General features: G+C 61.3%; 24 protein-coding genes and 2 pseudogenes. 19 read left to right on the forward strand and 7 right to left on the reverse strand.

Translation table 11 applies throughout. The features are described 5' to 3' along the window. Nucleotides 1-100: 100 nt before the first annotated feature. The 3 genes and pseudogenes from BKG60_RS09600 to BKG60_RS09610 all read right to left on the reverse strand — a co-directional run. A complete protein-coding gene (locus tag BKG60_RS09600; protein ID WP_012394838.1) occupies nucleotides 101-679 on the reverse strand; it encodes a carboxymuconolactone decarboxylase family protein in 579 nt (192 codons plus the stop codon). After that, nucleotides 642-1,814: a zinc-dependent alcohol dehydrogenase gene (locus tag BKG60_RS09605; protein ID WP_012394837.1), complete on the reverse strand. Its 1,173-nt coding sequence runs from the start codon at nucleotides 1,812-1,814 to the stop codon at nucleotides 642-644. The genes BKG60_RS09600 and BKG60_RS09605 overlap by 38 nt, the downstream gene beginning before the upstream one ends. Then, nucleotides 1,811-2,179, reverse strand: a pseudogene (locus tag BKG60_RS09610) (hypothetical protein); the annotation flags it as partial. The gene BKG60_RS09605 and the pseudogene BKG60_RS09610, both read right to left, overlap by 4 nt. A 275-nt stretch (nucleotides 2,180-2,454) precedes the next feature. On the opposite strand from BKG60_RS09610, the gene BKG60_RS09615 reads away from it, so the two are divergent. The 5 genes and pseudogenes from BKG60_RS09615 to BKG60_RS32405 all read left to right on the forward strand — a co-directional run. Then, nucleotides 2,455-2,979, forward strand: a complete 525-nt coding sequence (locus BKG60_RS09615; RefSeq protein ID WP_008256180.1) for a TetR/AcrR family transcriptional regulator — start codon at nucleotides 2,455-2,457, stop codon at nucleotides 2,977-2,979. Between the two features lie 53 nt (nucleotides 2,980-3,032). After that, nucleotides 3,033-3,470 carry a PaaI family thioesterase gene (locus tag BKG60_RS09620; protein WP_041325313.1) on the forward strand — a complete coding sequence of 146 codons (438 nt, stop codon included), beginning with the start codon at nucleotides 3,033-3,035 and terminating at the stop codon, nucleotides 3,468-3,470. Further along, nucleotides 3,470-4,381: an alpha/beta fold hydrolase gene (locus BKG60_RS09625; RefSeq protein WP_012394833.1), complete on the forward strand. Its 912-nt coding sequence runs from the start codon at nucleotides 3,470-3,472 to the stop codon at nucleotides 4,379-4,381. The genes BKG60_RS09620 and BKG60_RS09625 overlap by 1 nt, the downstream gene beginning before the upstream one ends. A 92-nt stretch (nucleotides 4,382-4,473) precedes the next feature. Further along, on the forward strand, nucleotides 4,474-5,052 hold the full coding sequence (locus BKG60_RS09630) for a TetR/AcrR family transcriptional regulator (protein ID WP_172827193.1): 579 nt from the start codon (nucleotides 4,474-4,476) through the stop codon (nucleotides 5,050-5,052). Nucleotides 5,053-5,199: 147 nt separating this feature from the next. Then, nucleotides 5,200-5,625, forward strand: a pseudogene (locus tag BKG60_RS32405) (IS1380 family transposase); the annotation flags it as partial. Between the two features lie 69 nt (nucleotides 5,626-5,694). Here the strand turns inward: BKG60_RS32405 and BKG60_RS09640 are convergent. Then, nucleotides 5,695-6,660, reverse strand: a complete 966-nt coding sequence (locus tag BKG60_RS09640) for a helix-turn-helix transcriptional regulator (RefSeq protein ID WP_046188922.1) — start codon at nucleotides 6,658-6,660, stop codon at nucleotides 5,695-5,697. 162 nt (nucleotides 6,661-6,822) lie between these two features. Between BKG60_RS09640 and BKG60_RS09645 the strand changes: the two genes are divergently transcribed. The 7 genes from BKG60_RS09645 to BKG60_RS09675 all read left to right on the forward strand — a co-directional run bounded on the left by BKG60_RS09645 (nucleotide 6,823) and on the right by BKG60_RS09675 (nucleotide 14,622). Further along, the gene (locus BKG60_RS09645) at nucleotides 6,823-7,143 is read left to right on the forward strand and encodes a 2Fe-2S iron-sulfur cluster-binding protein (protein WP_012394830.1); all 321 of its coding nucleotides are present in this window, start codon (nucleotides 6,823-6,825) and stop codon (nucleotides 7,141-7,143) included. A 71-nt stretch (nucleotides 7,144-7,214) separates the two neighbouring features. Then, nucleotides 7,215-8,555 carry a cytochrome P450 gene (locus tag BKG60_RS09650; protein WP_046188902.1) on the forward strand — a complete coding sequence of 447 codons (1,341 nt, stop codon included), beginning with the start codon at nucleotides 7,215-7,217 and terminating at the stop codon, nucleotides 8,553-8,555. Then, nucleotides 8,552-9,754 (forward strand): NAD(P)/FAD-dependent oxidoreductase, encoded by a 1,203-nt coding sequence (locus BKG60_RS09655; RefSeq protein ID WP_012394828.1) that lies wholly within the window; start codon nucleotides 8,552-8,554, stop codon nucleotides 9,752-9,754. The genes BKG60_RS09650 and BKG60_RS09655 overlap by 4 nt, the downstream gene beginning before the upstream one ends. A gap of 261 nt (nucleotides 9,755-10,015) precedes the next feature. Further along, entirely contained in the window at nucleotides 10,016-10,426 is a 411-nt protein-coding gene (locus tag BKG60_RS09660; RefSeq protein ID WP_070943304.1) for an SCP2 sterol-binding domain-containing protein, read from the forward strand. A 48-nt stretch (nucleotides 10,427-10,474) separates the two neighbouring features. After that, on the forward strand, nucleotides 10,475-12,091 hold the full coding sequence (locus BKG60_RS09665; protein WP_016889190.1) for a fatty acid--CoA ligase: 1,617 nt from the start codon (nucleotides 10,475-10,477) through the stop codon (nucleotides 12,089-12,091). A gap of 46 nt (nucleotides 12,092-12,137) precedes the next feature. Then, nucleotides 12,138-13,244, forward strand: a complete 1,107-nt coding sequence (locus BKG60_RS09670; RefSeq protein ID WP_012394825.1) for an NDMA-dependent alcohol dehydrogenase — start codon at nucleotides 12,138-12,140, stop codon at nucleotides 13,242-13,244. Nucleotides 13,245-13,521: 277 nt separating this feature from the next. Next, on the forward strand, nucleotides 13,522-14,622 hold the full coding sequence (locus tag BKG60_RS09675) for a BtrH N-terminal domain-containing protein (protein ID WP_042789224.1): 1,101 nt from the start codon (nucleotides 13,522-13,524) through the stop codon (nucleotides 14,620-14,622). Between the two features lie 335 nt (nucleotides 14,623-14,957). On the opposite strand, the gene BKG60_RS32775 is transcribed toward BKG60_RS09675, so the two are convergent. Then, nucleotides 14,958-15,242: a hypothetical protein gene (locus BKG60_RS32775; protein ID WP_012394823.1), complete on the reverse strand. Its 285-nt coding sequence runs from the start codon at nucleotides 15,240-15,242 to the stop codon at nucleotides 14,958-14,960. On the opposite strand from BKG60_RS32775, the gene BKG60_RS32690 reads away from it, so the two are divergent. Further along, entirely contained in the window at nucleotides 15,210-15,587 is a 378-nt protein-coding gene (locus BKG60_RS32690) for a PaaI family thioesterase (RefSeq protein ID WP_016889187.1), read from the forward strand. The genes BKG60_RS32775 and BKG60_RS32690 overlap by 33 nt on opposite strands. A gap of 162 nt (nucleotides 15,588-15,749) precedes the next feature. Here the strand turns inward: BKG60_RS32690 and BKG60_RS09695 are convergent, their stop codons facing one another. Next, nucleotides 15,750-16,439: a TetR/AcrR family transcriptional regulator gene (locus BKG60_RS09695; RefSeq protein ID WP_012394821.1), complete on the reverse strand. Its 690-nt coding sequence runs from the start codon at nucleotides 16,437-16,439 to the stop codon at nucleotides 15,750-15,752. A 73-nt stretch (nucleotides 16,440-16,512) separates the two neighbouring features. On the opposite strand from BKG60_RS09695, the gene BKG60_RS09700 reads away from it, so the two are divergent. Next, nucleotides 16,513-17,382 carry a metal-dependent hydrolase gene (locus tag BKG60_RS09700; protein ID WP_012394820.1) on the forward strand — a complete coding sequence of 290 codons (870 nt, stop codon included), beginning with the start codon at nucleotides 16,513-16,515 and terminating at the stop codon, nucleotides 17,380-17,382. A gap of 166 nt (nucleotides 17,383-17,548) precedes the next feature. Here the strand turns inward: BKG60_RS09700 and BKG60_RS09705 are convergent, their stop codons facing one another. Then, nucleotides 17,549-18,181, reverse strand: coding sequence for a TetR/AcrR family transcriptional regulator (locus BKG60_RS09705; protein WP_074319847.1), 633 nt, complete (start codon nucleotides 18,179-18,181; stop codon nucleotides 17,549-17,551). Between the two features lie 129 nt (nucleotides 18,182-18,310). On the opposite strand from BKG60_RS09705, the gene BKG60_RS09710 reads away from it, so the two are divergent. Genes BKG60_RS09710 through BKG60_RS09730 form a run of 5 tightly spaced genes read left to right on the forward strand, consistent with a single transcriptional unit; the run spans nucleotide 18,311 to nucleotide 24,125 of the window. After that, a complete protein-coding gene (locus BKG60_RS09710) occupies nucleotides 18,311-19,177 on the forward strand; it encodes an SDR family NAD(P)-dependent oxidoreductase (RefSeq protein ID WP_012394818.1) in 867 nt (288 codons plus the stop codon). 1 nt (nucleotide 19,178) lies between these two features. After that, nucleotides 19,179-20,102, forward strand: a complete 924-nt coding sequence (locus tag BKG60_RS09715) for a hypothetical protein (protein ID WP_012394817.1) — start codon at nucleotides 19,179-19,181, stop codon at nucleotides 20,100-20,102. Further along, entirely contained in the window at nucleotides 20,099-21,598 is a 1,500-nt protein-coding gene (locus BKG60_RS09720; protein WP_012394816.1) for a flavin-containing monooxygenase, read from the forward strand. The genes BKG60_RS09715 and BKG60_RS09720 overlap by 4 nt, the downstream gene beginning before the upstream one ends. Before the next feature lie 47 nt (nucleotides 21,599-21,645). Further along, the gene (locus BKG60_RS09725) at nucleotides 21,646-23,163 is read left to right on the forward strand and encodes a flavin-containing monooxygenase (RefSeq protein ID WP_012394815.1); all 1,518 of its coding nucleotides are present in this window, start codon (nucleotides 21,646-21,648) and stop codon (nucleotides 23,161-23,163) included. Continuing rightward, the gene (locus BKG60_RS09730; RefSeq protein ID WP_012394814.1) at nucleotides 23,160-24,125 is read left to right on the forward strand and encodes an alpha/beta hydrolase; all 966 of its coding nucleotides are present in this window, start codon (nucleotides 23,160-23,162) and stop codon (nucleotides 24,123-24,125) included. The genes BKG60_RS09725 and BKG60_RS09730 overlap by 4 nt, the downstream gene beginning before the upstream one ends. Nucleotides 24,126-24,422: the final 297 nt, after the last annotated feature.

The following is a 24,422-nucleotide window of genomic DNA, read 5'->3' on the forward strand; positions in this document are numbered from 1 at the left end:
CACAACTACCCGTTTGAAATTCAATAGCCCACAACTGACTAGGAACATAAGGGGTAACCGAGCTTCAACTTGGGTGCGATTGCTGAACAACCGTTTTTACTCAATCGTCACGTCGAGGGGCTCGCCCATCGGGCGGCCAGGAGTCGGTACCCGACTCAAGCGGAATATTCAAGGATCGAAGCAGGATCGAAAAGAGCCGCCAATTGGCGATCGCTCCGACAAGTTCGACCAAAACCGCGTGATCGCCATTGAATGCCTTGTGGCACGCGGCCCAGTTTTCCTCGGCAATGACCCCGTCACGTACCACATCATCGGTCGCCGCCAGGACCGCACGCTCGGCATGGCCCAGACGATTGGAACTCTGCCAGTCACGCACCGCCAGAAGGTCATCCGAAGCCACACCGAGCAGCGTCGCGATTCGCCAATGCTGTGTCCACTCATATACCGACCCCGTTACCCAGCCGATGCGCATGATGATCAATTCGCGTAGCCGGGCGTCGAGCACACCGTTAAATAGCAGCGCCTCAAGCATTCCGTACAGGGCCACTGCGAGGCTCGGCTGGTGAAGTGCCACGCGAAATACTGACAGTTCTGCCATCTCTGCGGGCAGCCCACACTCGGCAGCCCGCAGCCGGGCCTGCTCAAGGTCGAGCATCGGTACGCGTTCCGTTCTCGTCACGTGTGACCTTCCTCTGTTGAAGCTCCGCATGCTGTGAGGGCGTGGGCACGAAGACGTTGTGCAGGGCCGCACTCGATTTGGCATTTTCATCTGCAAGCGAACTGAGCAGCGGCGCGAGACCAGCGAATCCGGTTGATTCTCTTGTGATCCGGTCGAACGGCCAGCGGCGCGTGGCCAGAATCTCGAGGGCTGCCCGGTAGGCGGGATACTCCACGCCGAGTGCACCGGCGATGTGTAATTCCTTATACACCAGCGTGTCTGGTTCAAAGCCGGGCGCGCCGCCTCCGCCGCGGGTGCCAGCAACCACGACCCTGCCGCCAGGCCTGGCAAGGGCGACGGCGTCGGCGAACGCGGAGGGTGCTTTGGCGGTGACATCGATGACCACGTCGGCAAGCTGTCCGCCTGTCTCACGCTGGAGCGCTGTCACTGCATCGTCCTGCGATACGTCGATGGGCAGGTCGACACCGAATGATCTGGCTATGGCCAGTCGCTGATCGTCGCGTGGACCGATGCCGGTCATCGCGACGAAAGCGGCTCCCGCCTCTTTCGCCGCCACCGCCGCGCAGATCCCGCGGATGCCCGGTCCCAGTATCGCTACGATACCCCCCGCCTTGGTGTCGGGAAGAGTTTTCCCCCATTGGATACCGGCCCCGAGAGGGTTGAACAACGTGGCGAGAACGGGGTCCATGTCTTCGGCAATCGGGAGTAGCATCGCGTCCCACGGAAGCTCCACATGGGTGGCGTATCCGCCCCATAACCCGGCGCCGATCTCCACGTCGACGAACCCGAACATGGTGGCGATGCCGTTCACCGCACATCGCCGGTATTCGCCGCGGCGACACTCCGGGCAGTCTCGGCAGGACCGGAACACCTCGACGGCCACGCGCTGGCCGGCCCGGACGCACCAGCGTTCGCTGGCCGCATTGCCGACATGTTCGACGATGCCGACGATTTCGTGACCTGGAACGAATGAGAAGCCGGCAGGCAGGTGTCCGGTGAATTGTTCGTGATCTGTACCGCATAGACCACATGCTTCAACTCGCAGGATCGCACCGCGGTCACCGACGTCGGGGATGGTCATCTGGCGCCGCTCCAGATTCCGCGGTCCGGTCAACACCATGGCCTCGGCGATCATGGAAGCTCGAATCCCGTGGACGACCCTGTGTTTCGGAGGCAAACCGTTCTGCCAACGTACATCTCGCCCGCCATCGCCTCGGCAATCTGCGGATCGTCGCTGCGTGCGACGACTCTTCGCCCGTCGGACAGGTGCGCGATGGTCGGTGTCCATCGAGGTCGCCCGTCTCGGTCGTATTCGACCGTGTACCCGTCCACTGTCGCGCGACCGGTCGCCTCGTCGACGCCTGCGACGGCCAGCCGCGATGAATCGATCGGAGTTTGTTCGTCTGCCGTGTCGATCAGTCGCCACCCGGTTGGTGGAGGGGTGGCCGACCACACACCGACCGAATGTTTCGTCGAATACCAACCGAGGCCGGTGACGACGTCGTCCCCGCGATGGGTGACTTCGCCTACGCCGACCGCCACCGGAGTACGCGCTTCTACCGACAATCGATCACTCGCTCAGGGCCACGGGCTGTTGTGAGACACGAATGCGATGGTGTCATATCTGCAGTCAAGCCACAATGGTGTGCGCCCGCGGCATACTGGCTGTTGTGTCGACGAAGTTGGTGCGATGGGGTGCCGCCGCGCCGTCAGATCGTGATTCCGCTCGCGACCGATTGCTAGATGCTGCCGAGCGGTGCCTAGAGAGTTGCGGCGTGGTAGGCACGACCATGGAGGACATCGGCAGAACAGCGGGTGTCTCCAGGGCAACGGTGTATCGCTACTTCCCTAATCGGGAGGCGGTGATGTCGGGCGTCATCATTCGCGCCGCCGAGCGCTATCTCGATCGCATCAACCCCCGGATCGCGGAGCACACCGATCTGGGCTCCGCTCTCGTCGATTTCGTGGAATACACAGTTGAGGCCGCGCGCCGCGAAGAGATCATCGGATTGTTGTTCGGCAGCGACGAGGAACTCGCCGGCGTTGGCCTCGCGGCGGGGACCTCGACGTCACTCTTCGAACTCGTCACCGAGTTTCTCCGTCCCATCTTCAGGAGACACTGGAGTTACGTAGAACCGGGCGTCTCCGTCGACGACGCCGCCGAGTGGGTTCTCCGCACGATACTGAGCCTGCTGACTGTTCGAGGACCGCGGGAGCGCAGTCGTGACGGGCTCCGGACATTTCTTTCAAGGTTTCTCCTTCCCGCAATCCTGGCGAGCGACCATTGTCGACCGATGTGACAGACAAGGCGTAATGTCTCAACCACAGCTGAGGTAGGAGGCCGGACATGTCTGTGCAGTTCACCGCGTTCAACCAGCAGGTCGCTGAACAACTGCAGAGCGCAGCAGAAACCACGGGCGGGCTGGCCGGTTACCTCGGCTTCCGGCACACTGAATTCACTGCTGGACGGCTCGTCGCGGAGATGGACGCACGCGACGACCTGAAGACGCCTTTCGGCAACTTGCATGGCGGCTGCTTGTCGGCCATGGTCGACCATTGCCTTGGAGTGGTGTTTTATCCCGTGATTCCGATGGGATCCTGGGTCGCGACGACGGAGTTCAAACTGAATTTGCTTCGTCCAGTCTCCAGCGGAACCTGTGTAGCCACGGCTGAGATCATCTCGCTGGGCAGAACCAGCGGTGTGGCACGTATCGACATCTGCAACGACGGCAGAGCGGTGTGTGCGGCGCAGGGCACCGTCACCGTCGTCGCACCGAAGGCCATCTCTTGATGTCTGCAAACAGAGCACATGATTCGTCCGCTCCTGTCGTCGAGCGCGTGCCCACGGTGGATGGGCTCTCGCTGGCGGTCGACTTCTACCGCTGTGACGGACCGCGGGCGGTCGTGTTGCTCCTTCACGGCGGTGGTCAGAGCCGGCACGCCTGGGATGTCACCGCCCAACGATTGCATCAGCGGGGCTACACCGTTGCCGCCTACGACGCAAGGGGACATGGTGACAGCGACTGGGATCCAGACGGACGCTATGACATCGAACGGCTGGGGTCCGACCTGTTGGCCGTGCGCGCGTACGCCGGCTCCGCCCGCCCAGTTGCCGCGATCGGGGCATCGTTGGGCGGTTTGACCATCCTCGGCACGCACTTGCTCGCCCCATCGGAGCTATGGCAGGCCGTCGTCCTGGTTGACATCACTCCGCGAATGCAGATGCACGGCGCCCGCCGAGTCCTATCGTTCATGTCGGCCCATCCCGAAGGTTTCGACAGCCTAGAGTCGGCCGCTGACGTGATCGCCGCCTACAACCCGCACCGCCCTCGCCCCGAAAACGTCGACGGCCTTCAAAAAGTCCTCCGCCGACGTGGAGACGGTCGCTGGGCCTGGCGATGGGATCCGGCGTTTGCGACGTCGAATTTTCAGTTCCTGCAGAGTGATTCAGACGACGGCGCAGAGGAGTTCGAGATGATGAGCGCATTCCTTGTCGATGGCGCGCGACAGGTGTCCGCGCCGGCGCTGCTGGTCCGCGGCCTGCTGTCGGACATAGTCTCCGAAGAGACAGTGAAGGATTTCCTCACCTTGGTTCCCCACGCGCAAACCGTTGACGTGTCGGGCGCGGGCCACATGGTTGCTGGCGACAACAACGACGCATTCTCGACGGCGGTCGTCGACTTTCTCGACCGTACCGTTTGACGCCAGTCGTCGGGCTGCGCGGGAGATCCCAGTTCGCCACCTATTCTGCTCGTATGCCAACTGATTCGGCGCGGATGTCGTTTCGCCGACATATCCGCGAGCAGGTCTTGAGGGCGACACGGGAACTCACCATTGAGAAGGGCTGGGAACAAGTCCGAGTGAGTGAGGTCGCCGAACTTGTCGGCGTCTCCCGACCGACGCTATACAAGGAGTTCGGCGATAAGCAGGGACTTGGTGACGCGCTCGTGGTGGCCGAGGGTCAGCGCTTCCTGGAGGGTATCCACGCCATCCTCGCCGAACACACCGGCGACGTTCAGGGCGGCATCACCGCAGCGGTGCGGTTCACCCTGCGTGAAGCAGAAGCCAGTCCGCTCCTGAAGTCGGTGCTGACGTCCAGCCACTCAGGGGATGATCGCGCCGGTGCGCCGACGACGGGCGTTCTTCCTCTCCTGCCGACATCGGCGTCCCTGCTCCAGCTCTCCTCCGCGGCTTTGGTCGCGTGGTTTCACGACCACTTCGCCGATCTCGACTCCGAAGACGTCGAGGAGGTCGCAGACGTTCTGGTGCGGCTCACCGTGAGTCACGTCGTCCTTCCCTCCGCGGACATCGCCACCACGGGTGCGCGGATCTCGCGGGTGGCGCTCCGCTACCTCGGCGTTGGCTATAGATAGCTGTGACTTGAGCGGTCTTAGCCTCGATCCACTGACAATGGACTGTTTGTCGGGGTGTCGGGATAAGGAAAGTGCGTTCTGAGCTGGGAAGATTGATATTGTTCAGGCAACAATCGGTCCAGTTCGAGAACGGCACTTCCGGCGCGAGTGTCCCACACGTTCACCCCGCGGTCCGATGTGTTCGATGAGGACATCTGGTGTCGTGCGCGGGCCTGGTGCCGGTGATGGCGCTGGCTGAGCAGGCAGGCCTATCGGAGTTGTTGGCCAACAAGATTCACATCGCAGCTCCCAGGGTCAAGTCGAGGTCGGCCAATCCGGCTCCGAAACTGGCCACCCTGATCGCGAGCATGTACGCGGGCGCGGATTACATCGATGATGTCGACCTGGTCCGCGCTGGCGGCATAAAAACCCTTTTTCCGCCGGGTGTATCCCCCGTCAACGATGGGAACGCTGTTGCGGGAGTTCACTTTCGGTTATGCCCGCCAATTGGATTCGGTGCTGGCCGAGCATCTGGCCGGCTTGTGTGACCGGGTGAATCTGCTGCCCGGCGCGCAGGCTCGGGCCTTCATCGAACACCCGGGGAGAGGCGACGCTGCAGAAAGACGCCGCAAAGGTCGGGATCTCCGGACCCGCCGGGACAGCTCAATGTGGTGAGAGCCGAAACTCGCTCGGAGAGCGGCCGGTCCATCGCTTGAAGGCGTGTGAGAAGTTGGCGAGGTCGCTGTATCCGAGATCCGTGGCGATCTCACTCACCGATAGGGATCGGTCGAGTAGCTGCAGCATCGCGCGCTCGCGCAGGAATGCTTGGCGCAACTCGCGAAAGGTGGTCTCCTCTTCGGAGAGGCGCCGCTTGAGTGTGCTGGTGGACATCGACAGCTCATGTGCGAACCAATGTTTACTTCGGCGTCCGGGCTCCTTCTGCAGCAGCCGTCTCACCTTCTCCGAGAACGACGTGGTTTCGCTCCGCTGGTCGAGAGTTCGCTGCAGATCGACGATGGCGAGTCGGTATGCGACGGGATCGGAGAACCGGCACACCTCGTTGAGCGTGTCCGCGGGAACATGGAGGAAGGACATCGGAGCGTCGAAGAACAGGCGCCCGGCGGTAAGGTCGTCCTCGCGATCTTTCAAGGCGGCGGGCGCTGGCCAACTCAAGTGGAGTGTGAGGGTCGGCGCCGCACGGACGAGCATGTCCAGCAGTCGCAACAACGCCAACCCGGCGTACGTGACGGCGAGGCAGTCCAGGGCACGATCGCTGGTGTGTCCCCAGAGCCCGACGGTGAGGCCTTGGTCATCTGGATGAAACTGTGCTTTGACAGCCGTCGTGATCAACGGCAGATAAGTCAGCAGCTCTACGATCTCGGCCACTGAGCCCGCGCTGACCAGCGGAACACTCAGCGGGCCGAAGGACGTCAACTGTGCCTGTTCGGCTAACGCAAATCCGAGCAGCGTTGCCTGATCGATGTCTAGACCGGGGTACGCCTCACGAAACCACCGTAACGGGGCCTGGATATCACGCTGAATCAGCGTCGCCTCGTCGGTTCCTTCGCGAGCCATGATGTTGCGAAGCCGCGCGACGGCGTCTGGGTCAAACGCCGGGCTCTCGAGCATTTGCACGAATGCGAGTGGGGGCACACCCGCGTCATTGGGGTTCACTGACCATGGCCCCTTTGAGCCGAAATCACAAGTTTCTGACTCCGGCGAACATAGCCGCAGCGCTCATCTGGCGCAAGACTTGTGTCAAGTAACTGAGGACACGCAAGGAGCCTGGCTATGGCAGTTGTCACATTTGTCTCCCACGGCGGCGAGAAGTATGAGGCGCCTCTCGAGGAAGGTCAGTCACTGATGCGGGTCGCGACCAACAATGCGGTGCCCGGCATCGACGGCGACTGCGGAGGCGAAGCCGCGTGCGGCACCTGCCATGTGATCGTCGATCCGCAATGGTCCGATCGGGTCGGCCTCTCCGGGGCCAATGAAGAGGAGATGCTCGCGATGAACCCCGAGCGTCAGCCGACCTCCCGGCTGTCCTGCCAGATGCAGGTCTCTGAGGCGTGGGACGGTTTGATCGTCCATCTGCCCGAGTTCCAACTGTGATGACGAAAGAGAGGTGAGACGTGAGCAATATTCGCGAGGCAGTCACTGCCAAGGCTCAGGCAACAATTCCGATGGACCGAATAATCCAGGGCGCCCACCTCTACGACAGAACGCGGCGCTGGGTCACCGGCACCAACGGTGAAAAAATCTTCATCGAGCGACCGATCCCGCCGGCTGACGAGGTTGAACTGACCGACATCGACCTTAGCAATCCTTTCCTCTATCGTCAGGGTCGCTGGAAGTCCTATTACGAGCGCCTACGCAACGAGGCTCCCGTGCACTATCAGGCCCACAGCGCGTTCGGCCCGTTCTGGTCGGTGACGCGGCATGCCGACATCGTGGCCGTCGACAAGAACCACGAGGTCTTCTCCTCCGAGCCGTTCATCGTCATCGGGAGCCCGCCGCGCTTCCTCGACATTGCGATGTTCATCGCGATGGACCCCCCAAAACACGACCGGCAACGGCAGGCTGTCCAGGGTGTGGTCGCACCGAAGAACCTGCGTGAGATGGAGGGCCTCATCCGCGAGCGGGTGGTAGACGTGCTCGACGCTCTGCCGCTTGGCGAACCGTTCAACTGGGTGCAGCACGTCTCGATCGAGCTAACCGCGCGCATGCTGGCCACGCTGCTGGACTTCCCGTTCGAGCAGCGGCGCAAGCTCGTCCAATGGTCCGATCTCGCCACCTCCATGGAGCAAGCCAACGGTGGGCCCTCGGACAACGACGAGATATTTCGCGGCATGGTCGATATGGCTAGAGGTCTCAGCGCTCACTGGCGGGACAAGGCAGCCCGGACAGCTGCCGGAGAGCTGCCCGGCTTCGATCTGATCACCATGTTGCAGAGCGACGAGAGCACCAAGGACCTGATCGATCGCCCGATGGAGTTCTTGGGCAACTTGGTATTGCTGATCGTGGGTGGCAACGATACGACCCGCAATTCCATGAGCGGTGGTGTTCTGGCGCTGAACGAGTTCCCTGACCAGTTTGAGAAGCTGAAGGCGAACCCCGAGCTGATCCCCAACATGGTCTCGGAGATCATCCGGTGGCAAACCCCGCTCGCGCATATGCGCCGGATCGCCAAGGCCGACACTGTGCTCAACGGGCAGTTCATCCGCAAGGGCGACAAGGTCCTGATGTGGTACGCCTCGGGCAACCGCGACGAGCGCGTGTTCGATCGGCCCGATGACCTGATTATCGATCGGGCCAACGCCCGTAACCACATCTCCTTCGGTTTCGGCGTGCACCGCTGTATGGGTAACCGGCTGGCCGAGATGCAGTTGCGGATCCTGTGGGAGGAGCTGCTTCCGCGGTTCGAGAACATCGAGGTCGTCGGTGAGCCCGAGTACGTGCAGTCCAACTTCGTGAGGGGGATCAGTAAGCTGATGGTCCGCCTCACCCCGAAAGGTGGCGCATGACCGTGCAGCGAGCGGTCATCGCGGGGGCCAGCCACGCGGGCACCCAGCTCGCCGCCAGTCTTCGCCGAGAAGGGTGGGACGGCGAAATCGTCCTCGTCGGCGATGAGTCGGCGTTGCCCTACCAGCGGCCCCCGCTGTCCAAGTCGTACCTGGCCGACAAATGCGAACTGGCCGAACTCGCGATCCGCAACTCGGATTTCTACGCCAAGCAGCGGATCCGACTCCTGGATGCGACGGTGGCGGCGGTCGACCGCTCGGCTGGTCATGTCGTGCTGAGTACCGGCGACGCACTGCCCTACGACAAGCTCGCGCTGTGCACTGGCGCCCGGCCTCGTCGGCTCCCCACCCCGGGAGCGGACCTGGCCGGAGTCTTCTACCTACGCACCGCCGCGGACGGCGAGATGATCCGAGAGGCCGCCGGACCCGGGCGTCGGGCGGTGATCGTCGGCGGCGGCTACATCGGACTGGAGACAGCCGCCTCGTTGCGTGCACTGGGTCTGGAGGTCACCCTGCTCGAGGCGACCGGGCGCGTCCTTGAACGGGTCACCGCCCCGGAGGTATCGGAGTTCTTCGACCGGATCCACCGGGAGGAGGGCGTCAACATCCGGACGGGCACGCTGGTCGAGGCTCTGTCCGGCGACGGCAGGGTCCGCGAAGTAATCCTGGCCGGTGGCGAATCAATTCCCGCCGACCTCGTCATTGTCGGCATCGGCGTGGAGCCGAACACCGAGCTCGCCGCCACCGCGGGCCTGGTCGTCGACAACGGCGTCGTGATCGACGATCAGGCCCGGACTAGCGACCCCGACATCGTGGCCGCCGGGGACTGCGCCAGCCACGACATGGCCCGTTACGGCCGTCGCATCCGCCTGGAGTCCGTGCCGAGCGCGGCCGAGCAGGCCAAGGTCGCCGCCGCGACCGTCTGTGGGAAGTCCAAGAAGATAGCGGCCCTTCCATGGTTCTGGTCAGATCAATACGACCTCAAGCTCCAGATCGCCGGTCTCAACACCGGGTACGACGAGGTCGTCCTCAGCGGCGACCCGACCCGGGAGCGCGACTTCACCTGCTTCTACCTCCGTGCCGGCGAGCTTCTTGCCGCCGACTGCATCAACCGTCCCCGCGACTTCATGTTCAGCAAGCGGGTCATCACGCAGCAAGTCGCCGTCGAACGGGCCGAACTGGTGCTCGCCGGCTCGGACTGAGGTGCCGGCGGTGCGTAGGCGGTGGGAACGACGACGGCGGATGCGACGCGTGTCTTGGAGAGGTACTTCAGTGACAATTGCCATCCAGCCCCGCTGGCAAAGGAACGCTAGCGGCTGCCCGGCGGTCGCCTTGGCGCAGCGCATCAGGACCTAGTGGGGTTTCCCAACGAGCATGACGATTCTTTCCGGAGGAGCAGCGTCAGAAGTCGGTGCCTGTTCTGTTCTGTTCTGTTCTGACAATGAGGTTAGTTGAGGTTGACGGTGGCGGCATTTAGGGACGAGGACGAGGTCTATGCCTTCCTGGGCGGGATCTTTCGGCGGGGTTTGGAGAAGGAGGGTCTGGCGGACAAGCTCGCGAATTCGGGTGTGGTGTTGCGGGTGCATTACACAGATCCGGATGCGGTTGTGACGGTGGACATGCCGAACAAGGTGGTGGAGACCGGAGCGGCCAGTACCGCGGTGCCCAACGTGGAGTTGTTCATGTCGGCAGACACGGGGAACAAGTTCTGGTTGGGGAAGGTGAACTTGACGATGGCGATGGCCAAGGGAACGGTACGTGCGAAAGGTCCGGTGCCGAAGTTGATCAAGTTGATCCCGCAGGCCAAGAACCTGTTCCCCGAGTACCGGTTGATGCTGGAGAGCCAGAATCGGCAGGACCTCATCGATGCGTGACCCTCGCCTCACCGCGGGCTGTAGGGCGGGTGTGCGATGAGGAGCACGATGCAGGACGTTGCGTTGACTGTGCCCGCGATCGTGGCCCATGCTTCGGCAGTCCATGGCGATCGCGAGGTGCTGACTGCGCGCGGACCCCGGCAGATCTCTGGGGTGTCCTATCGCGAGGTGGGTGAGCGTGCGGCACGGTTGGCAAATGCTTTGCGCCAGATCGGCATCCGTGGAGATGAGCGTGTCGCGACGCTGCAATGGAGCAACCAGGAGCATCTGGACTGTTACGCGGCGGTGCCGTCGATGGGCGCGGTGCTGCATACGTTGAACCTGCGGCTGCCGCCGGAACAGCTGACGTGGATCGCCAATCATGCCGAGGATCGGGTGATCATCGTCGACAGTACGGTGCTTGCCCTTTTGGCGGCGGCGTTGCCGTCGATGACCTCGGTGCGCACGGTGCTAGTGACCGGAACCGGCGATCTTGCCGCGGTCGAGGGGTGCGGAAAGGACGTCCTACGGTACGACGATGTGGTGGCCGCCCAGTCGAGTACGTTCGAGTGGCCCGATGTCGATGAGCGGTCGGCTGCAGCGATGTGCTATACGAGCGGTACCACCGGGCACCCGAAAGGTGTTGTCTACAGCCATCGTTCGACGTGGTTGCACTCTCAGGCGGCGTGCACCTCGAATGCCTTGGGCATCGGTCATGACGACACGGTGTTGGCGATCGTTCCGATGTTCCACGCCAACGCGTGGGGGTTGCCGTATGCGGCGATGATGGCCGGCGCGCAGCTTCTGCTGCCTGACCGTTTCCTGCAGGCGGGGCCTTTGGTGGAGATGATCGAGGCGGTGCGGCCGACGATGGCGGGGGCGGTGCCGACAATCTGGACCGATGTTCTGCATTACTTGCGCGACAATCCTGGCCATGACGTGAGTTCGCTGAAGATGGTGGCCTGCGGTGGTTCGGCGGTTCCGCGGTCGTTGATGACCGCCTATGACGAGCTGGGCATCCGCATTGTGCAGGCTTGGGGGATGACTGAGACTTCCCCGCTGGCCTCGGTCGCTCTGCCGCGGAGTTCTGATACCCCGGAGAGGTCGCTTCACCTGCGCGCAACCCAAGGCCGGGTGGTGGCCGGTGTGCAGGCCCGCATCGTCGATGACAGCGGTGCAGAACAACCGTGGGACGGAAAATCGGTGGGGGAGATTCAAGTCCGCGGCCCGTGGATCACTCAGTCGTATTACGAGAATGACAGTCCGGCGGCGTCGCCGGACGGGTGGTTGCGTACCGGGGACGTCGGGACGATCAGCGCGGACGCGCTCATCGCGCTGACCGACCGCTCCAAGGATGTCATCAAGTCCGGGGGCGAATGGATCTCCTCGGTGGAATTGGAGAACGAGTTGGCCGCTCACCCTGCGGTGCGCACCGCCACGGTGATTGGAGTGCCCGACGACAAGTGGCAGGAACGGCCGCTGGCGGTGGTCGTCCTGGCTGCCGACCGCACCGCCACCGCGGCGGAGCTGACCGAATTTCTGCGTGCGCGGGTGGCCAAGTGGTGGCTACCGGAACGGTGGGCGTTCGTCACCGACATTCCGCTGACTTCCACTGGCAAGTTCGACAAGAAGAAGCTGCGCCGCCAGTTCGCCGACGGTGACCTCATCATCGAGACGCTGGCGTGAATCATCAATCCACTGCGACCGAAACACTGACGTTAAGGAGACACACATGAAGACACGTGCTGCAGTGCTGTGGGGCCTAGGAGAAAAGTGGGAAGTCGAGGACATCGAGTTGGATCCTCCCGGCCCCGATGAAGTGCTCGTCCAGCTGACCGCGACCGGGTTGTGCCATTCCGACGAACACCTCGTGACCGGCGACCTGCCCATTCCGCTGCCCGTCGTCGGTGGCCACGAGGGTGCCGGCACCGTGGTCGAAGTGGGTGCGGGTGTCGAGAACGTCGCCGAGGGCGATTCGGTGATCCTGACGTTCCTGCCGTCGTGCGGGCACTGTTCCTATTGCGCGCGGGGGATGGGGAACATGTGCGACTTGGGTGCCGCGCTCATGATGGGACCCCAGATCGACGGCACTTACCGTTTCCATGCCAGGGGTGAGGACGTCGGCCAGATGTGCCTGCTGGGCACGTTCTCGGAATACACCGTGGTCCCCAAGGCGTCTCTGGTCAAAATCGACCAGGGGACACCGCTGGACAAGGCGGCGTTGATCGGGTGTGGTGTGACGACCGGGTACGGGTCGGCGGTGCGCACCGGTGAGGTGCGTGCCGGGGATACCGTGGCGGTGATCGGAGCCGGTGGCATCGGCATGAATGCGATTCAGGGTGCCCGCATCGCGGGCGCGTTGAACATCGTGGCTGTCGATCCGGTGGCGTTCAAGCGTGAACAAGCCGGCGGTTTCGGTGCGACGCATGCCGTTGCCACGATCGACGAGGCCTGGTCACTGATCAGTGACATCACCCGCGGCAAACTCGCCGATGTCTGCGTCTTGACCACCGATGTCGCCGAAGGGTCCTACATCGGCGAGGCGCTGTCCTTGGTCGGTAAACGCGGCCGTGTGGTCGTTACCGCGATCGGGCACCCCGAAGACACCTCGATGTCGGGTTCACTGCTGGAATTGACGCTGTATGAAAAGCAGATCCGCGGCGCTCTGTACGGTTCTTCGAACGCCGCCCACGACATCCCGCGGCTCGTCGAGCTCTACAACGCCGGACACCTCAAGCTGGATGAGCTGATCACCCGTGAGTACACCCTCGATCAGATCAACGAAGGCTACGCGGATATGCGATCGGGCCGCAACATCCGAGGACTCATCCGATTCTGATAAAGCAGCCGAAGCGCGGGAGCGCGACCACGGGAGCAAGCGAGCTGAGTACAACGGTTGAGTGCTGCGCGTCTGTGGCTCTTACCGTTGACGTGTTGATGCAGGACTAGCGATCGAAAGTCAATGTGCCCCATCGCCATAGGCTGTCGAGATGCGCGGCTGAGGTTGGCTGCGGTCACGCGTGTTGGTGTTGGCACCTACTGTCAGCCGGGAAGCCGTGATGAAACGTAGCTTTTGACGAGTCTCAACAGTGCTACTGACAAGGAAGGAAGCGGCGATGACGAGGATTCAAGTTCCCTATCCCCATAGGAGGGGAGGGCACTGTGGTTCCGGTGCGCTTCGTGACCTTACTGAATGGGCCCAACTCGGATGGGGGACAGAAGCACTCAGTGAAGGATTGGTCTTCACCCTCGGCGGAGTCTTGGACTTCTCGTACGTCCGCTCTACGCAGTTGTTCCCCCAGGTGTACCTGGTAGGACGAGGAAGCGACCTGGAACAGGATTACCTCTCCCGGGTTGGCGCAAAGTTCGTCGTGCGATCGACCGATGACCCGGACGTGGGATGGGCATTTGTGACCGACGAAATCGACAAAGGTCGACCCGTCATGGTCTGGGCTGACATCGGCGAACTTCCTTACCTGCGCGTCCGATTGCACATGAGCCGTCACGACATTGTCATCACCGGATACGATGACGAACAACGGGTCGCCTATGTGGTCGATAATGACCGCGAGACAACCCAGACGGTGGCCTACGACGACCTACGCCGGGCGCGGTCCTCGGTCGGGTTTCCCACACCTACCCGGCACACCACATATCACGTCGACTGGCCAGAGCGAGTGCCAGACCTTGGGCCGATCGCGGCCGCTGCACTCGCCGCGAGCGCAGCGTTCATGCGCGGCGGTGCCGTAGGTGCGCCGCTACTGCGCATCGAGGCAGCTGAAGTCGAATCTTCCGGTTTGAAGGGTGTGCAGGACTTCGCCGATGACGTAGGGCATTGGCCAACGCTGTTCGATGACGATGCCCTGACCGCGGCATTGTTCGGGCTCGGGGCGTTCATCGAGAAAGCCGGTACCGGCGGCGGGCTCTTTCGTACGCTGCAGGCAGACGGTTGCCAGAACATCGCCGATCTCCTAGATGACGCCGCCACTGCCGAAGCGGCTGCCGCGGCCCGACATGCTTCCAAAGCGTGGTCTACGCTTGCGGCCGCAGCCACGGATGCCGGCACATCGCTACGGAGTCGTAGTCTAGCTGCGGCCAAAGTCGCCGCGACGATCCCGGACGCCGAAACGCGCCTCGTCGAAGCCCTCGAAACGGCCAGTCGATCCGTTGGCACTGTCGATACCGGCATCGAAGCTCATCTGAAAGGCTATCTGTGAGTGGCACTTCAAATCAATCGAGTTTCCTGAAGACTACTGGTTTCTCGATTGGCAGCATGACGATGTTCAGCGCTTCGCCCAGAACGCGGTCGGTGACGTTCGTGACCCTTGTGCAGAAGGCGAGGTTGACCGTCACCGCTGTGGGGGACAGGATTTGGTATGACCCCTATAGCACCGACGACGACCCCGAGCATTATCGGGCGAGCTATGCGGCGACAGCGTCGAGGGCGTATTGCGGGGCAGGACCAAATGGCTGATAGTGACGGAACTGGAAGGTGTACCGCAGCGATGATCTCGGCGGGCTAACGAGTCCTTTACATACTGTCTTCGGGCGATCAGCCCAGCCGACGTCGGCGCAGTTCTTCAGTCGCATGGTGGTCCATGCACTGCGTGGTCCTATTTAGGAGGATTTCGTCATCGACGAGCAAGCGGAAGAAGATTCGGCCATCGCGTGGTGGCATAACTTTCAGAATCGTGTTATCGCCGCCGACGGCGACTACCTCGATGCGCACCATCCGTGGTGCCTTGGTTGCGGCACAGACAATCCGCACGGTCATCGCCTGCGAGCGCGTCGGCGTGGCGACGGGGTGGGCGCCAGGCATATCTTCGACGGCCGACATCGCGGCGCACCCGGGATCGCACATGGCGGCGCAGTCATGACGGTTCTTGACGACACGGTGGGCATGCTGCTCTACGTCGTCGGTGAGATGGCCGTCACCCGTAAGCTCGACACCGAGTTCTTCGCGCCGGTATTGCTGGGGGTTCCCTACGAGGTCAGCGCGGAGCTCGTGTCCAGAACCGGCCGGAAACTCGAAGTGCGGACAGAATTGCGCGAGGAAGCCACCGGCCAGCTGGTCGCGTCCGCGTCCGGGTTATTCGTCGTCGTCACGCTGGATCACTTCACTAGCTCCATACAGAAGGCGTCGTCAATACGCTGCACTGCGCGACCACCCTGGGAAGGATGACTCAACCCGTAAATCTGCTCATTTTTCAACCGGCGCAGGCTGCTCAGGATTGAACCGGGGCCGACAGGGGGTTTGCTAAGCAAACGCGTACTCGACCACATCGTGGTGTACCAGCCTTCGGTAGCGTGACGCCGCAGCGTGTCGGCGAAAATACCGCCGGTCTCATCTGTTGTGGCCCGCCGGGGAGTTGATATCGACCTGGATGTGCGAAGCGGCCGGGTCAGGTTTCTGGCCGAGGGTATACAGGCCAAGACTGCCGAGAAAACCCGCACAATGCTCGATAAGCACTTCGGTCGATAGGTTTAGTTGTCCGTCTATCCAGCGACGGAGAATCTCGAACAGGCCCCCGACACCGTAGGTAGCGGCGAGATCTGCGACCTGAATCACCTCGCTGGGTATATCGAGATGCAGGCGGGCCTCTCTGAGGACGAGCTCCGCAAATTCGGACATCAGTTCGCTTCGCAGCTGCCGAAGCAGGGGTTCAGCGCCCGATTCGACAAACAATATGCGGGCCATGCTGGGATCGTTCTCGATCATCTGAACCAGGGCCTTTATCGGAGCGTAAGCGAGTTCTTGAGGAGCAACGGTGTCATCCGGTATCGCCTTGGTGATCACGGCTTGGAAGGTGGTGGAGATCTTGGTGAACATCGCACGCAGGAGCGCGTCTCTGTCGCGAAACTGCTGGTAGAAGTACCGGCTCGTCACTCCTGACTCCGTACACACAGCGGTCACGGTGCACGCGGCGGCTCCCTGCTTGCCCATGAGCGCGACCGCGGCGTCAATCAGCAGTGCGCGGCGCTGCGCATCGCGTTGAGTTGCGGACAGCCCGCCATAAACACGTGCTGGACTCATGCCCTACATTCTGGCAGTCTCATGTGACAAGGCCTAAAGTCAGATCACGCAACGGAGGAAGGACCCCGTCAAGATGCCGGAAGATCGAGCCTCGACCAAGAGCCGTGTATTGCCAAAACCCCGGCGCGTTCGTTTCCCCATGCCCACCTCCACGAAGCGGCGACACTTCGTGGATGGCGACCTGGTGATGAGCCATTTCATCTCGGTGCTTTCTGCGACCTTCCCGGAAGGGGAAGACTTCTTCATCCGCTCGGTCAAGTATTTCCAGAGTTCCATCGACGATCCCCAATTGCTGACAGCGGTCAAGGGTTTCATCGGGCAAGAGGCCACACACCGACACCAGCATCGGCTCCTCAACGAACGGCTCCAGGCCATGGGTTATCCGACCGCGCGGATCGACCGCCACGTCGCACGCCTGATCAAGCGATTGGAGCGGCGCTTTTCGCCAGAAATGCGGCTGTCGATGACCTCTGCATTGGAGCACTACACCGCGACGCTCGCTGAAATCATTCTCACCAGCGATGACGCGCAGAAGCTCATCGGACAGACAGAGGTTCGACCGATTCTGCTGTGGCATGCGTTCGAGGAGTCGGAGCACAAAGCCGTCGCCTTCGACGCCTATCGGCTGATTGGAGGCACCGAGCGCACCCGCGTACGGGGCATGCGGATCGCCTCTGCAATTCTGTTCGGCGAACTCATTCTGCAGACTGCGCTGTCGATGGCCTCTGACAAGGCCTCGTATAACCCGGTCACGTTGGTGCGTAGCCTACGTCGCTTCAGTCGCACCCCGATGTTCACCGCCGATGCGCTGCAGCGATTCCGTTCGTACAACCGCCCCGGCTTCCACCCTGATGATTGGGACAGCACCGCGGTCCTGGAGCGATGGAGCAAGGAACTGTTCGACCAAGACGGCTCACAGAAGGTCATCGCTCAGCCGGGGTAGCAAAAGTGCGTGAGGAGGGCGACGCAGAAAGACACTGTTTCTGCGTCGTTCCTCCAAACAATCGACAGCGCGCCTGTCGTCACGGATTGGATGCCCGGTGGCGGGTCAAGGCGACAGTCATACAGACAAGTGCAGTCGGCCTCGAAACTCACGGAAAGGTTAAGCCTCAGCCGCTGACGACGTAGCGTTGAGCCAAGGTTTCAGCCAGTCGGCTCGTGTGCGCGACCACTTCCTTTTCGGTCACCGCGAGCAAACCGGAGTGCCAGGCCGTGATGACTTCGACGAACCCCCCCACCGCAACCAAAGTGTCCATACGAAGGGCCGTCTCGTCGGCGTCTTCTCTGAGATGTGGCCGGCTTGCCTCGACGACCAACTGCGTTGCCTCCTGCAGCGCCACAGCGCGGCGATCTTGCAGCGGTGAGCTACCTACATGCTGAGCGAGGAGGATGTGCGCCCGGCCAGGATCGCGTGCGATCCGGTCGACCACGATGGCGATCGCCGCGGTGATGGTTTCGATCGGCGGCCGATCCACACGCTCGTCGAAGAGCGCGGAAACCTCGCCGAGCATGTCATTGCGAACGCCATCCCACGCTGCGACGAGAAGATCCTCGCGCGTCTTGAAGTCCTCGTAGAAGTATCGATCGTTGAGCCCTGTCCGGGCGCACACGCCGCGCATAGTCACTGCGGCCCAACCGCTCTCACTCCAAATCTCGGTCGCAGCCTCGATCAATTGCTGCCGTCGCTCTGCTCGACGCTCAGCACCGGTCCGACCACCCCAGCGCGTGTTTCTCGACCGCACATCAAACATCTTGACAAAACGTCGGGCTCACGACCAAACTGGTGGCATGCGACACCAATGGTGGCTGATGCCCCCAAATCAATGGTCTCCCGCACCGGAAATCAGTGTCGCGATCCGAAAGGCAAGCAGATGAGGTTCTTGCCGTTCGGTAGTTCACCAGGTAGAACCCACCGCGCCCACGCAGTAGTCACAGGCGCAGGGAGCGGTATCGGCCGCGCGTTCGCCGTTGAGCTTGCACGCCGAGGTGGACGTGTTGTGTGTGCGGACAAAGACCCCATCACTGCGAAAGAGTCGGCCGAGTTGGTGAGGCAGGCCGGCGGCGAGGGTTTCGACGTCGTATGCGACGTCACCGACCTTGAGCAGGTCCGTAACCTCGCTGATGCCAGTGAAGACTGGTTTGGCAAGGCGGCGAGCCTGGTGATCAACAACGCCGGAATCGGTGCGGGCGGCAATCGCATCGGCGCTACGTCGGTCGAGGACTGGAACGCTGCGATTTCTGTCAACCTTTGGGGTGTTATCTACGGGTGCGAGACTTTCGTTCCCCGGCTCCGGAGCAACGGCCGTGGCGGAGTGATCAATGTGGCGTCCGCCGCGAGTTTCGGCTCGGCGCCCCGAATGGGGGCATACAACGTGAGTAAGGCCGGAGTGCTCGCTCTGTCCGAGACCTTGGCGGCCGAACTGAGCGGTACTAACGTCAATGTCACAGTGCTTTGCCCCACCTTCGTCAAGACGAACATCGCCAAAAATCCTCAGATTGAGGAGTCGGCGGCGAAACTCGCGACCAACCTGATGAGGTGGACCGGCATTTCGCCGGATCAAGTGGCTCGAACGACCTTGAACGCGCACGATCGCGGACAAATCTATGTAGTGCCCCAACTGGACGCGAAAATTTTGTGGCAACTGAAAAGAGCTTTACCCGGTCAGTTTACGCGGGCGTTGGGGCTGGTGGAGCGCGTGGCCTCATGGAACGATCCAGCCGAACAGAGGGAGCAGTGAAATGGCGTTCGCATATAGCGACATGCTCGAGACGATCAAGAACAAGCAATGGGCTCTCGCCGATATCGATTGGGGCGCCCCTGGTGCGGAGTTGATCACCGACGAACAGCGTCCCAAACTCAAGCAATTCATGTCCGACGTGGTGTGGATTGAGCATGTCGGAGCGCGCGCCTTTGCTGCGATGGCCCCGAAGGCGCCCTTCGAAGCGCTCGGAGACATTTACCGTTACTTTCACGCCGAGGAGCAGCGTCACGCCAACGCCGAACTTGCTCTGATGCGTCGCTGGGGCATGATCGAGGAAGGCGAAAAGCCTGTACCGAATAAGAACATCCGTCTCGTGATCGAGTGGCTAGATCGGTACGCTGAGGCTCTTCCTCTGACTGTCATCGGCGCCGCGATTCCCGCACTGGAGACCGCGCTGGACGGGGCCCTGCTGAAATTTCTCCTTGATGAGGTCGACGACCCAATTTGCGGGGAAGTATTCAATAAGGTCAACAGCGACGAATCGCGGCACCTTGCAGTAGGTTTTCAAGTCCTGAATGACCTCGGCGCCAGTCCCATGCGAATCCATGCAATCCAAACGGTCGGCGCTGTGATGGACCCCCGTATTCTCACTGGCGCGTTGCTGTATATACCGCTTCTCACGCGCATGTTGATGAATCTCAACGCGATGGGGCTATCCGAAGAGAAGCTGTACAACGCGGTGACGCGATATGGCAATGTCGGGGACCGCAGTGAGCACACGCGGAGGGTGCCTGGATATCACATCTTGAAGGCCCACATGTCCTCCTCGATCAAGCGGTCCCAACCCCTTCACTTCGTTTCCCAGCGCTTAGGCAATGCGATCGACATCTTCCCCGTGCAAGTACTCGGGCGACCGCCTTCATGGACGGATGAACTGACCTATGAACCGGTCGCTAAATGACGGACACGGTAACGACTTTGATCGTCGGCGCCGGCTTCGCGGGTATCGGTACGGCGATGAGAATGCTTCAAGCGGGCGTTAACGACTTTGTCATCTTGGAGCGATCACATCGCGTCGGGGGCACCTGGCGTGACAACACTTACCCCGGCGCCGCCTGCGACATTCCGTCATTGCTGTACTCCTACTCGTTCGAGCCGAACCCAGGCTGGACTCGCGCATACTCGGGGAGCGCAGAGATCCTCGCCTATATCGACGCGATTGTCGCGAAATACGATCTTGGGAGGTTCATTCATTTCGGTGCGGACGTGAGTGCACTGGAATTCGACGAGGATGCCGGAGAGTGGGTTGTCGACACGACCGGCGGCAGGCGGTATCGGGGCCGTTCAGTCGTGATGGCTAGCGGACCACTTGCTGACGCCAGTTTCCCGGATATTCGTGGCATCGAGTCGTACGAGGGGAAAAAGATTCACAGTGCTCGGTGGGACCACTCCTATGACATGAGCGGTAAGAGGGTGGCGGTTATCGGGACCGGGGCGAGCGCTGTGCAGATCGTTCCCGAATTGGTCCAGTTGGCGGCGTCGGTCAAGGTGTTTCAGAGGACGCCCGGCTGGGTCCTACCGAGGGTGAATTTCCGGCATCCGGCCTGGGCGCGTTCGACTTTCAAGCGCATGCCGGCAACCGAACAGGCCCTACGAGGTGCGTGGTTTTGGGCGCATGAGGTCATGGCCGTGGGCATGGTTTGGGATACCGCTGCCACATCTGTCATCCAAGCGGCCGCGAAGGCGAATCTGCGTCGGCAGGTGAAGGATACCTGGTTGAGACGTCAGCTAACACCGCAGTTCAGACCTGGGTGCAAACGCATGCTTATGACTAACGACTATTACCCTGCTCTCCAGGCCGATAACTGCAAACTCGTCAGCTGGCCGATCGCCACACTGGCTCCGAACGGAATTCGAACCGCCGACGGCATCGAGCATGAGGTGGACTGCATAGTATTCGCGACAGGCTTCGATGTGTGTAAACGCGGTACGCCATTTCCGATCCTGGGGCGCGACGGGCGAAAACTCGAAGACGCGTGGTCTGAGGGGAGATTTGCCTACAAGAGCGTGAGTGTGGCCGGGTATCCGAATTTGTTCTTCACTTTCGGGCCTAATTCCGGTCCTGGCCACAACTCCGCTCTTCTATATATGGAGGCGGCAATCGATTACATCGTAAAAGCGATCGAGCTCTTGCGCGACCAAGGTAACGGAGTCCATACCCTGGATGTGAAAGAGAATAGCCAAAACGCGTACCACTCCAATATTCAGCGGCGGTTACGACGCACGACATGGAACTCGGGTTGCAGCAGCTGGTATTTAACAGAGGATGGCTATAACGGCACGATGTATCCGGGCTTTGCGACTCAGTTCACCAGGGAACTGTCCCGTCTGGATATGCGGGATTACGATATCACTCGGCGTGACGATGCTGACCTGAAGTTGACACAAACACGCTGAACTGCAGCAGCGGATAGGGTAAACATCAAAGCGCACGTGAGGAAGTAATGGGTTCTGAGTCTGGGCAGCACTACGAAATTGTAATAGTCGGAGCCGGGTTTTCTGGGATTGGTACAGCGATCAGCCTGTTGAAGGCCGGATTTGCGGACTTTCTTATAGTCGATGACGCCGATGGCGTCGGCGGTACATGGCACTGGAATACGTATCCGGGAATAGCGGTCGATATTCCGTCCTATAGTTACCAGTTCTCTTATGAGATGCGAACATCCTGGTCACGTACTTACGCTCACGGGGATGAGTTGAAGGCTTATGCAGAGCGGTGTGTAGAAAAATACGGACTCCAAAATTACATCCGGTTCAACACGACTGTGGACGAAGCCTGTTTCGACGAAGGCGCCGCACTATGGCGGCTGAGCTGCTCCTCTGGTCAGAATCTGACCGCGCGTTTTGTGATAAATTGCTCTGGCGTTCTCAGTCGGCCGAAGTGGCCTGATATTCCAGGAGTGCGCGACTTCGCCGGCGTGACGCTGCATACGGCCAGATGGGACCATACGAAAGATCTCACCGGTAAGCGGGTGGCGGTGATCGGGACTGGGGCATCTGCGGTGCAGCTGATTCCCGAAGTCGCGAAGATCGCATCAAGTCTGACGGTCTTCCAGCGAACGCCGATTTACTGCTTGCCGAAGCCGGATTTCTCCATACCGAGCTGGGCCGCGACAGTGATGCGGTTGGTGCCAGGGGCACAACTGATGACGCGCACTGCGAGTCAGGCGTTCGTCGAGTTCACATTTCCCATCGCAGCTCATTTTCACTCGTTGATCCCTGTGTCGGACCTCATGGAAGAGGCGGCGAAACGCTATATGCGTCGGGCGGTCGACGATCCGGTGACTCGAGACCAACTCATTCCTCGCTATTCGTTGGGTTGTAAGCGACCGAGTTTCCACAATTCCTATCTCGCAACGTACAACCGTCGCAATGTTTCGCTCGAGACCAGCGGCATCACCCATGTCGACCATGCCTCGGTTCACACTGAAGATGGCAAGAGTTATCCGATCGATGTCATGGTCTTGGCCACCGGGTTCAAAGTGATGGAGTCGGGCAATATGCCGACTTATGTGCTGAAGGGACGCGGTGGAGTGGAGCAGTCTGCCTGGTGGGATGAGCACCGCCTCCAAGCCTTCGAGGGTGTGAGCGTCCCAGGGTTCCCGAATCACTTCAATATCTTCGGTCCCTATGGTTACAACGGCTCCTCGTACTTCACACTCATCGAGGCGCAAAGTCGGCATATCGTCCGCTGTCTTCGTCGTGCGCGCACGCTGAAGGCTGATTACGTAGAGGTCAGACAGCAGGCGAACGATCGCTACTTCGGTGACATGGTTAGCCGCCGACATCGACAGGTTTTCTGGCAGCCGAGCTGTTCCAATGCCAACAGTTACTATTTCGACAAACACGGCGATGTTCCGTTGCGTCCGTCAACTACCCTGGAGACTTACTGGCGTAGCCGCACCTTCCGGCTCTCCGATTACCGATTTGAACGTCGCGCAGAATCCGTTGGCGCACGGTGACCAACACTGATGCGGCGGACCGGCGCCCCAGTCTTGCAAGTCATTTCGTGGCAATGACTTCGCGAAACACACTGCGTCCGCTGTCGCAACTCATCCCGTCGAGCGCCCACGGCCTCGCGGTGATGGATCGCGTACTCCGGATGGCGCTTGTGGGATCGCGGCCCCGCCGAAGCGTGGCGGTTCGCACAATAGATACCGAGTTCGCCGGGAATCAGATACGCGGGGATTGGATCACTTCTCCTGCAGTCGATCCACACGCGGTTCCGTTGCTCTACATTCATGGCGGCGCCTACTCCATGTGCTCACCGGCTACCCACCGCGGCCTGCTCGGTGAACTTGCCTCCGCGAGCGGTCGGCCCATCTTTGCGGTGAGGTATCGGCTAGCTCCACGCTATCCCTTTCCCGCTGCCGCCGACGATGCACTGAACGCATACCGCTGGCTCGTCACAGGGCAGCCTTCGGCTTCCGGCGAACGCGGTGTTGCGGTGGCCGGGGACTCGGCGGGCGGCCAGCTCACGATGGCCACCGCCCTTGGCGCACGTAGTGACGGACTGCCGCTGCCGGATTCGATGCTTCTCATGTCTCCGGTCCTGGATCTGACATGTGAACTCGCGAGGGCACGCGAACTTCGCCGCCGTGATCCTTTCGCCTCTGCTCGGTCCGCGGCCCGCGCTCTTGACCTGTACGTGGCTGGTGCAGATCACCGCAATGAGCGAATCAGCGTGCTCGACGCAGACCTCAGGTCCATGCCACCGATCCTGATTCAGGTAGGCGGAAGAGAAATGTTGATCGATGACTCGAGGCATCTTGCCGACCGCCTCCGATCGGCCGGATCAAGCGTTGAGATACAGGTGTACCGGGGACAGATCCACGTGTTCCAAGCCATGTTCCGAATCCTGCCCGAGGCTCGTGAGGCGATCCACCGCGCTGGAAACTTCCTGAAAGCTTCGGCCCACCGGTGAAAGTGTTGGGACCGTGGATGCTCCACTGCCACCGCGCCATCAACTGCTTCTTAGCTGTCTCATGACAGGCGGCTTTGCGAGGGATCCTCGAGGACACGATCCGTCGATAGTGATCATCGGGGCCGGCGTCGCGGGTATCGCCATGGCCCATCAGCTGAAGAGGGACGGATTGAATCGCCCTGGTTTTGCCGGAGGCTCGGGCTATTGGATTGCGACCAGTGGTTGGTCGGTCCGTTGTGCATCGTAGAACGTGGCTTCGTACTCGGCGGGTGGGACGTCGTTGAGGTAGCCGTGTAA

It is taken from the genome of Mycobacterium syngnathidarum, assembly GCF_001942625.1.
Taxonomy (GTDB): domain Bacteria; phylum Actinomycetota; class Actinomycetes; order Mycobacteriales; family Mycobacteriaceae; genus Mycobacterium; species Mycobacterium syngnathidarum.